The sequence below is a fragment of the Alteromonas sp. 5NS40-0096 genome (genome assembly GCF_057544385.1).
This window is the reverse complement of the sequence record NZ_BAAJLQ010000002.1, coordinates 690,796-703,458: the sequence shown is the minus strand read 5'-3', so window position 1 is coordinate 703,458 and position 12,663 is coordinate 690,796. Positions and strand designations below refer to the sequence as shown.

The 12,663-nt window shown below is 47.4% G+C and carries 11 protein-coding genes; 5 read left to right on the top strand and 6 right to left on the bottom strand.

From position 1 onward, the window contains the following. Positions 1–142 precede the first annotated feature (142 nt). Together AC27G9_RS09000 and AC27G9_RS08995 are read left to right on the top strand one after the other, a co-directional pair. Positions 143–1,063, top strand: a complete 921-nt coding sequence (locus AC27G9_RS09000) for a pirin family protein (RefSeq protein WP_487073243.1) — start codon at positions 143–145, stop codon at positions 1,061–1,063. Beyond that, positions 1,060–1,293, top strand: coding sequence for a DUF2798 domain-containing protein (locus tag AC27G9_RS08995; RefSeq protein ID WP_487073241.1), 234 nt, complete (start codon positions 1,060–1,062; stop codon positions 1,291–1,293). The genes AC27G9_RS09000 and AC27G9_RS08995 overlap by 4 nt, the downstream gene beginning before the upstream one ends. Positions 1,294–1,311: 18 nt before the next feature. Here AC27G9_RS08995 and AC27G9_RS08990 read toward each other — a convergent pair whose 3' ends face one another. The 3 genes from AC27G9_RS08990 to AC27G9_RS08980 all read right to left on the bottom strand — a co-directional run bounded on the left by AC27G9_RS08990 (position 1,312) and on the right by AC27G9_RS08980 (position 4,605). After that, positions 1,312–2,745, bottom strand: coding sequence for an alpha/beta hydrolase-fold protein (locus tag AC27G9_RS08990; RefSeq protein ID WP_487073239.1), 1,434 nt, complete (start codon positions 2,743–2,745; stop codon positions 1,312–1,314). A gap of 120 nt (positions 2,746–2,865) precedes the next feature. Next, complete coding sequence (locus tag AC27G9_RS08985) at positions 2,866–3,528, bottom strand: hypothetical protein (RefSeq protein WP_487073237.1); 663 nt, start codon at positions 3,526–3,528, stop codon at positions 2,866–2,868. A gap of 183 nt (positions 3,529–3,711) precedes the next feature. Next, complete coding sequence (locus AC27G9_RS08980; protein ID WP_487073235.1) at positions 3,712–4,605, bottom strand: dienelactone hydrolase family protein; 894 nt, start codon at positions 4,603–4,605, stop codon at positions 3,712–3,714. Between the two features lie 259 nt (positions 4,606–4,864). On the opposite strand from AC27G9_RS08980, the gene AC27G9_RS08975 reads away from it, so the two are divergent. Beyond that, entirely contained in the window at positions 4,865–5,794 is a 930-nt protein-coding gene (locus AC27G9_RS08975; protein WP_487073233.1) for a PaaI family thioesterase, read from the top strand. Between the two features lie 105 nt (positions 5,795–5,899). On the opposite strand, the gene AC27G9_RS08970 is transcribed toward AC27G9_RS08975, so the two are convergent. The 3 genes from AC27G9_RS08970 to AC27G9_RS08960 all read right to left on the bottom strand — a co-directional run bounded on the left by AC27G9_RS08970 (position 5,900) and on the right by AC27G9_RS08960 (position 10,413). Continuing rightward, positions 5,900–8,377: a TonB-dependent receptor gene (locus AC27G9_RS08970; protein WP_487073231.1), complete on the bottom strand. Its 2,478-nt coding sequence runs from the start codon at positions 8,375–8,377 to the stop codon at positions 5,900–5,902. Positions 8,378–8,640: 263 nt separating this feature from the next. Continuing rightward, positions 8,641–9,285 (bottom strand): TetR/AcrR family transcriptional regulator, encoded by a 645-nt coding sequence (locus tag AC27G9_RS08965; RefSeq protein WP_487073229.1) that lies wholly within the window; start codon positions 9,283–9,285, stop codon positions 8,641–8,643. Positions 9,286–9,384: 99 nt separating this feature from the next. Further along, complete coding sequence (locus AC27G9_RS08960; protein ID WP_487073227.1) at positions 9,385–10,413, bottom strand: alpha/beta fold hydrolase; 1,029 nt, start codon at positions 10,411–10,413, stop codon at positions 9,385–9,387. Between the two features lie 393 nt (positions 10,414–10,806). On the opposite strand from AC27G9_RS08960, the gene AC27G9_RS08955 reads away from it, so the two are divergent. Both AC27G9_RS08955 and AC27G9_RS08950 read left to right on the top strand, forming a co-directional pair. Continuing rightward, positions 10,807–11,574, top strand: a complete 768-nt coding sequence (locus AC27G9_RS08955; RefSeq protein ID WP_487073225.1) for an SDR family NAD(P)-dependent oxidoreductase — start codon at positions 10,807–10,809, stop codon at positions 11,572–11,574. 18 nt (positions 11,575–11,592) lie between these two features. Next, the gene (locus AC27G9_RS08950; protein WP_487073223.1) at positions 11,593–12,660 is read left to right on the top strand and encodes a VOC family protein; all 1,068 of its coding nucleotides are present in this window, start codon (positions 11,593–11,595) and stop codon (positions 12,658–12,660) included. The last annotated feature ends 3 nt before the right edge of the window (positions 12,661–12,663 follow it).

Sequence of the window (12,663 nt, the reverse complement as noted above, 5' to 3'; positions counted from 1 at the left end):
ACTGCTATCTAAGCCTGCTGTGTATTTTTAAATTAGATTCGTTCCATATTTAGAACAATACTTTCCAATATCAGCTATTTCAAGTGCCATTGTTCCACTGCTAGTATTTTCATTACGCTAACTCATACCTAAGGACGAGCCAATGACCACTCAACCCCAATTAAATACTGCCCCTCAACGCGCAGCATCTACGCACGTTGAGATTAGCCCCGTCGTCGCCGGCAACCCCTTTACAGTCGGCCACGGCTTTCACGCTAGCGCTTTTCGCCAAGCTGATTTTGCCAACTTGATGGACCCGCTCATCATGGTCGACCACTACACCATGACAAAATCCACCTTTGGAGCTCACCCCCACGCGGGCCTCTCAGCGGTATCACTGTTATTGGAGGACAGCGTTGGTGAGTTTAACAATCGAGATTCACTAGGAAATGACTTTGATTTACATGCTGGCGACTTGTATTGGCTAAAAGCGGGTAGCGGAGCTATTCACGACGAGGCCCCAAAGGCTGGGGCCTCAATCCATGGCCTACAGGTCTTTGTTAATATTCCAGCTAATGAAAAACAAACACCACCCGCATCTCTGCATGTAAAAGCCAAGGACATGCCAATTTTGGTCGACGTTGGTTACCGAGTAAAATTAGCGCTTGGGGAACTCAATGGCATTAAGGGGGCGACTTCGCCATCTGTGCCGTTAACCATTGCCGACGGCGTGCTTTTTGCCAATGGCACCTACGATATAGTTATTCCGGCGGGCCACAACCTTTGGTTAACTAATCTTTCTGGCAACGCAGCACTTTTTACTCAGGGAGAAACCCTTAACTTGGCATCAGGGCAAGCGGTAACGATAAGTAATCGCAGTCACACTAGCATCGACTTGCAGCTACATAACTTACTCGCCAAAGAAACCCAATTTGCCCTATTTATGGGTAAGCCGCTAAACGAAGATTTCGTACAAAAAGGCCCGCTAGTGGCGAGTTCTATCGCACAGATGGAAAAGGTTGAAGCCAACCTCGCAGCCGGATTATTTGGCCAAATCTCACCCGCCAAAACGGTGCTAGCATGATAGCGCCGAAATACGAGTTCCACGTCTTTGCCTTTGTCATGTCGTTTATCATGTCAGGCATGCTGTCACTCGCAATGACGTTGTTTGGCGCATCGACTCTTAGTCATGTTGTACAACTTTGGCCAAGTGCTTGGGCTAAATCGCTGGTTGTCGCTTTTCCTGTCAGTCTATTTGTCGTGCCCTGGGCCAAACGCCTAGTTGCGTCTTGGGTTGCGCGGGCACCACATTAGTCATTTAACGGCAAAGGCTTATTCACACGCCACTTTGGCGTAGGGGTAAGCTTGGCCATAAGCCAATACATCAACACCGCTCTCTTTAAACTGATACGATGGAGCTAAACCTAGAGAGCGAGTATAAAACCTATCGTTACCCTCGGGAAACAAGCGAAAGTCTGCCCAGCCCTGACGTTGACCAATCAAGTTGTTTCCAACTAGATTAAACTGAAATACTGCGCCGCTCTCCGATTGATAGCAACCATCGAATATCAGTAGCTTCGCACGTTCGATGGCAATAGGCTGACGTAAGCGCTCAGCTTCCCGTTCGTATTGTTCGGCGTCACCCGAACCCGTAGCACCCTCGCTTCTCGCCAGCTGCGCCGCCCGTTCGAACTCAGCGATTGCCAGTTCGTTTTGATCATTAAGTGCATACACAGTCGCTAAGTCTCGATGATTAAACGGATAGTTGGGGTAGTGTTTCACATTGACTGTTAACACCGTAATCGCCCCCTCATAGTTGCCTTGCTCAACCAAATAGCTTGCCAACGCATGGTACTGCTCGCCCGTTTGCTTCACCGTGGAGCCAAAACGTTTTTTGATTGCGGCAACAAACTCTAAGAACGATTCGGAGGTAAATTTGCCCCATTTTGCATTGTCGTATACCGCCTCCGCGAACACGTGTTTAAGACCATCGTAAAACACTGTCATCGGGGCTGACATATGACCTTCGCCGTTGTATACCTTAAAGCCAATAAGCGATGACGACGCCTCGCTGCGGGCCAAACCATCGTAAAACTGCTGAGCCATCGGCACCATGCCATCGAGTTCGCCTATGCCAATGTAAACCGGTGTTGATGTTGGCAATTCACTCTCATCCATTTTTGAAAGTTGGTTGAGCACGGCTTGGTTGTGCCACCACATGGACGGTGCCACGATAATGTAAGCTTGGAACGACGGGTTCTCCGCCAACAGCTGGCTGGCCGCAAATAATCCACTGAGCGAATGTCCCATCAATACTCGATAGGGATGTGTACGATAATGCTTATCCACGAATGCCATGACTTCGTGTTCAATGAATTCGGCAAAAGCCTCAGCCCCACCGCTCTGTGGTGAATAATTGATATCTTGGCTCGGCGTGAAATCACGAGTGCGATCAACGCTGGGAATCGCCACAATAATCGACTTGGGTAAACCCGACCATTGCGACTGGATTCTGGTACTTGCTACGGCGTGTTCAATGTTCTGCTCGCCATCTAACAGAATGTGTACGGGGAACGTATCCCTTGATTCTTCATAGCCTTGGGGCACAGAGATCAGGACTTCACGCTTTTCGCCGAGAATCTTCGAATCAATCGTAAAACGCGCAGCAATACTGTACTCCCCGGAAGCTACCGCCTCTTGTGCATGTACGCCATTATGTAACCCCAGCACTACAACTAATCCCAACACCCTGTGTAACCACTTCATATCTCTTCCTCAGTGAAAATTAAAAACGACTTGTTAAGTCGATGGGCGAGGAAAAATAGTTTGGTGCGAGAGTTGAACGGTTGATATTTGTAGGTGGACAACTGAAACGGGTTACCCGTGCTAGATTTCAGTATTTTTGCGCTGTGACATCACCAAGGCAAAGAAGCAGAGCACAATATTAAAAAAGGGAATTTGCAGCGATGATGGCAGGCTATAGATGATAGTAACGGACGGTATCCAAATGACCCAATTAGTGAGTATGGTTCTACCGATTTCTTCCGCTACCGTGGCGAATGACCATTGCTGCTTGAACGTTTGCCAATCGCACTGCACCGCAACAAAGCGGTAAACGATGCTCACCAACGGGCAGCTCAGCAGCGTGCTAAAAACAAACTGATCGACGGCGACTTTCTTTGCCAGCGTGGCCACAGTATTTTCCGTACCAAACCATATCGCTTGGTATTGGTAAAAGACATCAATAATACCCCCCATTAGTGCCCAAACGCCAAACAAGGTAAAGAAGGTTAATACTGAACGTTGGCGATAATGGCCAAGTGCGTATTGCCATACAAACGGCAAGACCGCGCCAAAACACCCTGTTGCAAGCATACTGTAAACCAAGCCTGTGCGCTGTTTAAACTCGGCTAAACCATCAAGCAAGTTATGAGCTAACGGCAGATAGAAATACAAACCCGCGATGGCAAGTGCAAAAAACTGCAAGGCAATGGCTGCTTGTCGTTTGGCGTAAAGGTCTTGTTTAAGGGCGTTTAGGTTAAGTCGCACTGAGGGCCATTCCAAATTCGATGATGACCATAATGTACCACCCTATTTTGGCAATCCTGTTACTTTATTTCGCGAAACCTTTGCCAAAACCACTAGCAAGCAAGTCGGCATTGAGAAGAAAAGTTGGAGGCACCGCCAATTCGCAAAGGCGCGGCGCCCCCGTAAGCTGCTACGAAAAAGGTGTTACGCCAGAGCAGAATTGAACAACGCCAGCATGCGTGCCCACGCTTTCTCGGCTTCTGCCTCGTTGTATACCCTAGAATCTGGTGGGCACCAACCGTGCAACGTACCTTTGTACACCTCAATTTCAGCTGGCGTTCCTGCCGCTTCATAGGCCTTCGCTAAATCACTCTTCACCGTAGGATTGCGCTCGTCATCGTTTTCAGCAATGGCGTGCAGCACATGGGCTTTCGACGTTGGAATGAGCAAGTGCGGACTATCTGGCTTATCAGTTACCATGCCACCACCATGAAAAGACGCCGCCGCACCGACGCGCTCCGGCACCGCACCCGCGGTGCGAACAATCAAAGGCCCGCCCATGCAATAGCCGGCGGTACCGATTTTACGGCTAGTATCTACCGCGGGTTGCTGGTCCAAGAAAGTGATGTAATCACGAGCATCAGACATGCTTGCTGCGTGGTCGAGGTTGCGATACATCGGCATAATTCGAGCTCGTACTGCGGGGTCGCTAAACTGCTCTCCCTCTGCGGTAATCGGCGCTTTTGCGTCGCGATAAAACTGGTTCACCACCAATACCGCATAACCTTCTGCAGCTAGGCGTTTGGCCATGGCTTTAAAGGCAGGTCGCAAACCTCGTATGTCTGGCCACATTAAAACACCTGGATGTTTGCCCTCTTTGGGATGAACAAAGAAAGCGTCTGACACACCATCGGCCATGGTAATGGAAACATCGGACTCGACCAGCTCACCATCAAACAACGCACTGGCGTTAGCAAGGCCGCCATAGCACAAGGTGACAATGGCAGAGAGACTCAGTTTGCTGAAGTCTCGGCGATTGAGGCTCCCACCCTTTCGCTCAAAGTCTTCGTTGTCTTTTTCGGTAAATTCATCACACATGGCTCTCTCCCGCTTGTTGATTAATGGCTTCGATATACTCGCTCACTCAATTCACTACTGTTTCATAGCTGACAAAACAAACACACTTGAATACGACAAATGGTTGGGTTTTAAGGTTATATGCATTTTGCTAAATCGCCAGAAAGCGCATTACACTTTGTTATACAGCTGCCGTTGTTGTTGCCACTTTACAAATCGGACCAGTCGGATAAGCTTGGCTCGCTCTTAGCTAAAATTTCAGATGATGGAAGTAAATCTCATGACGAAAGAACTCAATTATTTAGCTGAATCTCAAGCGTTTGGAAACGCCATTTTACAAGCCAAAGCACTCAACTTGAGTGTTTTGCACGCCACTCGTACACAACTTGTCATGGAGTTGCCCTACAGTACTCAATTGATTGGTAACCCAGATACCGGCACGATTCACGGTGGCGGCATTATTACCTTAATGGACTCCTGCTGTGGTATTGCTGCCAGGAACGCGCTTTCAGCAGAGGAGATCTGCCCAACCTTGGATTTACGCATCGATTACCTGCGCACGCCCAACATTCACGCTCCGGTATACGCCAGAGCAGAGTGTTACCGCATGACCGAGCATATCGTGTTTTTGAAATGCGAGGCGTATCAAGACGAAAAAGTCATTGCCACCTGTACCGCCAATTTCATGCGCCTAGGTAAAAAGATTCCTTTGACTGTGTCACCATCTATGCCAACCCCACAAGAGAATGCCCAAGATGGCACCAATCAATTTGAGCAAGCGTCAGCGGTAAACCTACTAGAACTGGATAGCGATAATCCGCGAGCAGTGATAGAGGCTATTCCCTATGCAAAGTTCATCGGTATGGATTTACACCAGAGCAATGGCAATGACGAGTACACCTTTGTGCTAAGAAGGAAAGACTCCAATCTAGGTAACCCAGTATTTAAAGCGATTCATGGTGGCGTGATTGGTGGCTTTATGCAGCTTTCGGCAGGCATGCACTTGGTGTTTTCATCTTCCAGTTCGCAGCTACCCAAAGTGATTGATTTTTCTCTCGACTATTTACGCGCTGCCATGGATCAAGATACCTACACCAAGTGTACCATTACTCGGAAAGGCTCTAGGGTAGCCAACGTAGATATTGTCGCTTGGCAAACCTCTGAAAACGAGCCAATTGCCACTGCCCGCGCGCATTTTTTGTTGGTGTAAAACAAAAGCCAAGGTCTTTTTCCGCAGCACCTCATGCCAAACTCGTTCCCCCAACTCAATACATATTGAGCTGGGGAAAAGGCTACCATGGGCGCGGTTTCACCATTATTCAAATCGGTAGGTAACGCGCACACCATAGATACGTGGCTCAAGGTAATTTGGCACTCGATATCGGCCGACCAAAGAGTTTTGTACCGCTAACCCCGTAAGCGACGCTTCATCTGATGCATTCTTGACGTAGGCTTCAAACGCCCATATGTCATTGGTGTCACGCAGCGTAATACTGGCATCAGTCTGATGCCAAGAATCGACTAAATCGTTAGGCTCATTGTATAAGCTGGTTTGATACTCGTCCTGCCAGAAGGTTTGCACGCGATACAGTACTTCCCAATCTTCATTAATGGATTGCAGGTATTGTACTCCTAGCTGCAAGCTGGCATCGGGAGAATACACCAGTGGACTCCCTTTGATGTTGACTGGAGGAGAACCGACTGGACTTGCGATATTAGGAACCGTTAAGAAGTCTTCTTTAATTTCTGAATCTAAAAGTGCTAGGTTTACGTTTATTCTCAATCCCTCTATCGGCATCGCGAGTAACTCGACTTCCGCCCCTTTGACATCGGCATCGACATTGGTGTTAAACGTTGTTCCATCACCCAATATGCCACCAACTTGCAGGCCATCATATTGATAGAAAAACGCCGTTACATTAGCTTGAAATGTTCGGTCTGCAAATGTGTTTTTAGTCCCGATTTCCAGTGCAGTAATGTACTCAGGATCGAAGGTCGGAAACGAAGAATCACTGGCTCCAGGGTTGATACCACCGCCTTTGTAACCTCGAGACAAGGTACCAAACAACAAGGTCTCTTCAGTAAAGTCAATGTCGGCCTGATAGCTCAGTCCCAGCTTTCCTGTGAATTCCTCCCACTCGCCCTCGCCGTCTCTAAACGTGCTATCCAAATCAAATTCAGTGGTTAAAAACGAGCCTGGCGTAAAGGGGTATAAGGTAAGTGGCGAAACCGCGCGCGTCACAACACTTTTTTCATCTTCGGTATAGCGTAAGCCCACTGTCGCCTGTAACTTCTCAGACAAATCGTAGTAAGCTTCACCGAATATCGCCCATGACTTAGTGGTTAATTCTGGCGTGTCGAACCTAAAAGTAGCCAATTCATCAGGCAAAGCTTTGAAGGCAGCAATGGCGGTGAGTTCAGGTAAGTAGAATGCGCCAAATGACTCGGCGTCATAGTCCAAATAGAACAGCCCCGCTGTGTAATTGAACGGGCCGTCGGTGTAAGACGCTACCCGTAACTCTTGGCTCCACTGCTTACTACTGGCTTGGTCTGAACGAGCTGTTGAATAACGAGTCGTAGGCTCCGTCCTTCCCTCAGGCAGTAGCAAACTCTGTGGCGCTAACAGCGCATCGGCGCCGTCGGCGAAATCGAAATCAGAGAACGCCTGTGACGAACGATCGTGATATGCCGTCACCGACGTAAACACGTAGTCGCCAACATCATAATTAAACTCAAAAGAGACCAACAAATCATCGGCATTGAAGCGCGGTTGATAGTCGGTGCGAATTTGACGGGGATCGCTAGGGTTTGCTCTAACGGAACCGTCTAAATTCGTATTGTAAAAATCAGGGCGAGTGCCATAACCTAGGGCTAGAAACACGCCGCGCAAAGCGCCATTTGCAAGAGAACCATCTGTAAAACTGGTATTGGGGTATTCATTCCCCAGTGAATCTTCACTACAACCCAATATCGGGTCAGCAGTACACAGATTGCCGACTCGCGCACTGCGGTCACTGTGTTCTTTGAAGTACTGGGCAAACAGCAAACCACTTGCCTTATCGCTGAATTGGAAAGCCGTCGTACTGCGCACAGACCATTGATCGCGACCATCGATGCGATCGAAACCGACATTTGGCGCAACATTTTCTGTGTAGCCATCGCGTTTTACCGTGTTGAAGGCAAAGCGCTGAGATACGCTATCGGATATCGGTAGATTAAGATAACCCGTCGTTCTCAGACCATTGAAGTTCGAAATATCTGTGGTGATAGCCGCTTCAAACACATCTTCAGGACGACGCGTAAGTGTATTCAATACACCCGCTGTTGTATTTCTGCCGTATAAGGTACCTTGAGGCCCGCGCAATACTTCCACTGAAGCCAAATCATAGTATTCGTTTTGAATCGTATTGGCGGTTAAATATACCCCATTAACGTGAACACCTAAGCCGGGATCAGCCGTAGCCGAGACGGCATTATTCCCCACTCCCCGCACACTGAATCCAGTATTGCGAGACACAATCAAGTTAGGCACCGCATACTGTATATCTAACGCATCCTCAATATCCTGATCTTGCAGCATCATTTCGTTAAAAGCGCTAATGGCAATAGGCGTTTCTTGCAAAGTTGTCACCCGCTTTTGTGCAGAAACTTCGATTACCTCAATACCAGAGGTTTCGTCAGCGCGATCTGTATTTGATGACGAGGATGCGACTTCTTGCGCGAGTAGTGACAGTGAGAATGGCAAAGTTAACGCGCCAGCAACAAACAACTTGGGTATTGAAAAGTTTTGCATTAGCAGCTCCGGTGTTTCCTTTATTAAAATTTTAGGCAGTTATTGACGGCCATTTGTTCGCTTTTTCGATTCTTATAGAACAAACCGTCAATAAGGATTAACTTATTGCCATATTGAACAATAGTCAACCAAAAATGTTAACGTGATGTTATTTTGATTCGCAGAGAAAAAAGGAGAAAGGCAGCAGATAGTCAGAACGGGGGATATCTACGACACCGTTCACATAGCAAAAATGGTATGGAAATTTTAATGATACAGAAGTATTAAGACTGCTTGTAAGGTCTTATTTTCAAAGGTTTGAAAGAGCGTTCATAGTTGTTGCGAAGCCCCTCGATACTGCCAATCATCAGGGCCACCGTTAGGTCTTCAACTTTTTGCTTACTGACTTCATGGCGAGTGAGATAATGACCCGCGGCGTAAGGTAACCCCAGTGCAATATCAACACCTATGGTAGCGACCTCCATATCGATATCGAAGTTATCACTGAGAATTTCAGCCATAAACTTCACCGCATATTCACGACCAAAGTCAATGGGATCGCCACTTTCAGCGATACTGGGCTCGGCTGCCAAGCGGTCGATAATCAGGCCCCTTTCATCCATGTACGTCAAATAAGTATTGGTTGTGGTTCTAACCAACTGCTCAAAGGTTTCAACGTTTTTCACGGCAATCACTTGGCGCTTACGCAGCCTTAAATGTTCCCTTTTCAACAGGGTTTTCAATAGCTCAGTCATACTCGGAAAGTATGCATATACTAGGGATTTACTGATACCGGCTTCACGGCCTAAACGCTCCATCGTAATAGCAGACACGCCCTCTTTTGCGACAACCTCAGCGGCATGGTCGAGGATTTGATCCTTTCTCACTTCGGGAGAAAGACGCGTGCGAGTTTTATTAGACGATGACATGAATTGGCACAGCTTTTAATTGAAAATCAATGGCCTGAATATCGTATATCAAGTAGTAAAATGCAAGCTCTACCTGCGCAGAGTCCAACCCAACCTCATTCATGGGCGCAGATAAGTATCCATCACATCAAGTACTTCATCACTGTGAGTAACAAAGGGCGTATGGCTATTGGTATCAATGATATGAGTCTGTAAGCGAGTGGCAAACGCTTGAGTGTTAGCTAAGGCATCAGCAGTAAATGCTTTGTCGTTGGAAGACCAAATCAATAGCGCTGGCGTGTCAACTTTAGTCAATTGATCTGGCCAAAAATCGGCCGATTGAATGTTATCAAAACCAGGGAAGTTTTGACTATAGTAGGCCAACGCCGCCTCTGCTGACTCGCTATTTTGCCAGGCTTCAAAGAAGGCTTGCTTGTATGCCTCTGCGGCTTCGCCTTCACTATAGCTCTGTTCTAGCCCACGCCACAGAAGGTCTGGACCAGACCACCAGAACAACACCTTGAGCCACCAGCTATCAAGTTTACCAATGTATTTTGAAGCGTCACGCTGCGCTTGGCTACTATTGAGCGTGTGCAAAAACGCATTATACTGAGGGGCGTTAATCACCACTAGCTGTTCGATTAACTGGGGCTCGGTTTGCGCCAGCCCCCAAGCTAATACACCACCCCAATCGTGTCCCACCAAGGTTACTGGCTCGCTAGGGGAAACCTTTAACACCAATTGACGAATATCTTCGACTAGGTTGGCAATATTGTAGTCTTGAATATTGTCGGATTTAGCACTGCGACCATACCCTCGTAAATCCGGCGCAATAACGGTGTAGTCATCGGCGAAGTGCTTGAGCAGCGGATACCAAACCTCGGCAATGTGCGGGAAGCCGTGGAGTAACACCATGACTTTTTTATTTGTATTGGTGTGGGCTTGCGGCACTTGTAGGTAATGAAACTCTGTGCCGTTGACGGCAACATAGCGGCTTTCAAAATCAAATGTAGAGACAACGTCATTGTTATCTTCCACTCGAGCGCATGAGGATAAACTCAGTATCATAGACAAGCTAACTACAGCCTTGAGCAAACGCCTTAGGCCTTTGTGCTGCGTAGCACTATGCGTGCGGTTCACTTTACTCATCTGATACCCCTTTTGTAGATTTCCACCCAACAATGTTAATAACTTATTAAACAAAACATTAATAGGCAATATAAATATTGATATTTCGTCAATAAAGACCACCCTCTGAATAGAACAGCATCAAAACAAATAACAAAAAACAAATTAAAACAAATAAAAACAATAATTTAAGCTGCTTAAAAGTAAAACTACAACCCTCTTTAACTCTTCATAATATCGTTGTACATACTTTAAAAAACAATAATACCGAACATCACCAACACACTAAAAATAAGTTAAAGCTGTTGACTACTGAACGGTTAGTACAATATTGTTGACGATGTATTCAATAAGACAGTTATTTAAGTGCCGAACTCAAACGTTAATGGCCAATCATACTCATTAGGAGCTCAGATGAATCTAGGACTAGCTGGCAAGCGTGCAATTGTGACTGGGGGCAGCCGAGGAATCGGTAAAGCGATCATCGATAATTTCATTGAGGAAGACATGCGAGTAGCGACCTGTGCAAGGGGCCAAGCGTCATTTGATAAAAACCATGCACAATGGAAGCACAGTAAATATCCTGTGCTAACCGAAGCCGTCGACGTGACTGATGTCGATAACTACTCAAGTTGGCTTAACTCTGCGATTGAACAACTTGAAGGTCTTGACGTGCTAGTGAGTAATGTCACCACCCGGGTTGATGCGACGGGCCTTGATAAATGGCAACAAACCTTTGAAGTCGATTTACTGCAACATATTCGCACTACCGAAATCGCACTAGATGCACTAAAACAAGGAGAGCGCCCTGCAATTGTGTATGTGGCATCGATCGCTTCAGTTATGAGTGCCAACATGCCCAGCGAGCTGGAGTACGGCACAATGAAAGCCGCTTTGGTTTCGTACGCAGCGCAGATGGCGAATGTCTTGGGCAAGCACAATATTCGCGTGAATGTGGTCTCTCCAGGTCCTATTCATCACGAAGAGGGCTTTTGGGAAATGGTGCGTCAGCGCAACCAAGAGTTGTACAAGCGAGCGAGCTCGGTATCGGTGTTTAATCGTTTGGGAACGGTGACAGAAGTTGCCAATGCGGTAACGTTCTTAGCCAGTGAGGCCGCGTCCAATATAACAGCAGCCAATCTCAGAGTAGATGGTGGCGCAATAAAAACAGTAAATTTCTAACCCTTACGGAGATACCAGATGAAAAAGGTACTGTTAAGAATCGCCGTAGGATTTAGTGCGACATTTGTTGTACTGGCTATTGTGGCCTACGTTCTGCTCTCACCTAAACCATCAACCCGTCCAGAAAACCCATTGGTGACTGGGGTAAACTACATCGGATTAACCGTCAGCGATATTGAGGCAACAACGGTGCTTTACAGTGCTGCTGGCGGTATGCACATAGCAGCTGATGAGTTGAACAATACGCACTTCTTGCAAGGGATTGACCGCCAGGCGCCTCCTGAACTCGACTATCGAAATACGCGTTTATTACGCAGCGCCAATACTCAATTGCTATTAATGGCAACTCAAGCCACGGGTCCCGAGTCACCAACGCCCGTCAATGGCCCCGGAATTGCGCATATCTGCTTTCAGGTTGACCAAGCCACACAGGCGTATCAAACCTTACTGGAAAATGGCAGCACCTCGATTGGTGATCCCGAGATGCAGCAAATTAACCCTAAGAACCCGGTTTACTATGCGTATGTCAATGATCCTGACGGCGTACTCATCGAAGTGGAACATGTCGATGTGGCGGCACTTGCCCTAGATACGCCGCCCAAACACCAGCATCGCATTCGCCAAATATCACTCGCTACACCTAATATGCAACGCCTCATCGATTTTTACTCAGTGCTGTTAGAAGAGCAAAATCCTCGTCGTATTGGTCGCCTAATGCCGCTTTCAGGCGACATGGTAGATGCGGTGTCGGGCCTTGCGGGTAGCGAAATTGAAATGGCGTGGTTCCAAACCCGCAACTTGGAGCTGGAAATCATCCAGTATCATAGCCACCCCACCACAGAAGATGTCTCGCCTAAACCCGCCGATGCCTTGGGGTATAACGTGATCATGTTTGAAGTCGCCGACATCAAACGTGTGGAAGCCGTACTAAGCAGCTTAAACGCCACGATTACACTTGCTCCCACAGACATAGAAGATGGACAAGTCATGTACGCTCGCGACCCAGATAACAACCTACTCGGTTTTCAACAGCTCGATGCCGAATCGCCCTTGTCGGCCCAACGTTTTAAAGATAATGGGATCTAAACT

What these genes read in the sequence shown, in the direction of transcription:
- AC27G9_RS09000 (WP_487073243.1), top strand. Translation starts at nt 143, where the DNA reads ATGACCACTCAACCCCAATTAAATACTGCCCCTCAACGCGCAGCATCT.
- AC27G9_RS08980 (WP_487073235.1), bottom strand. Translation starts at nt 4,605, where the DNA reads ATGTGTGATGAATTTACCGAAAAAGACAACGAAGACTTTGAGCGAAAG.
- AC27G9_RS08960 (WP_487073227.1), bottom strand. Translation starts at nt 10,413, where the DNA reads ATGAGTAAAGTGAACCGCACGCATAGTGCTACGCAGCACAAAGGCCTA.
- AC27G9_RS08955 (WP_487073225.1), top strand. Translation starts at nt 10,807, where the DNA reads ATGAATCTAGGACTAGCTGGCAAGCGTGCAATTGTGACTGGGGGCAGC.
- AC27G9_RS08965 (WP_487073229.1), bottom strand. Translation starts at nt 9,285, where the DNA reads ATGTCATCGTCTAATAAAACTCGCACGCGTCTTTCTCCCGAAGTGAGA.
- AC27G9_RS08975 (WP_487073233.1), top strand. Translation starts at nt 4,865, where the DNA reads ATGACGAAAGAACTCAATTATTTAGCTGAATCTCAAGCGTTTGGAAAC.
- AC27G9_RS08970 (WP_487073231.1), bottom strand. Translation starts at nt 8,377, where the DNA reads ATGCAAAACTTTTCAATACCCAAGTTGTTTGTTGCTGGCGCGTTAACT.
- AC27G9_RS08950 (WP_487073223.1), top strand. Translation starts at nt 11,593, where the DNA reads ATGAAAAAGGTACTGTTAAGAATCGCCGTAGGATTTAGTGCGACATTT.
- AC27G9_RS08990 (WP_487073239.1), bottom strand. Translation starts at nt 2,745, where the DNA reads ATGAAGTGGTTACACAGGGTGTTGGGATTAGTTGTAGTGCTGGGGTTA.
- AC27G9_RS08995 (WP_487073241.1), top strand. Translation starts at nt 1,060, where the DNA reads ATGATAGCGCCGAAATACGAGTTCCACGTCTTTGCCTTTGTCATGTCG.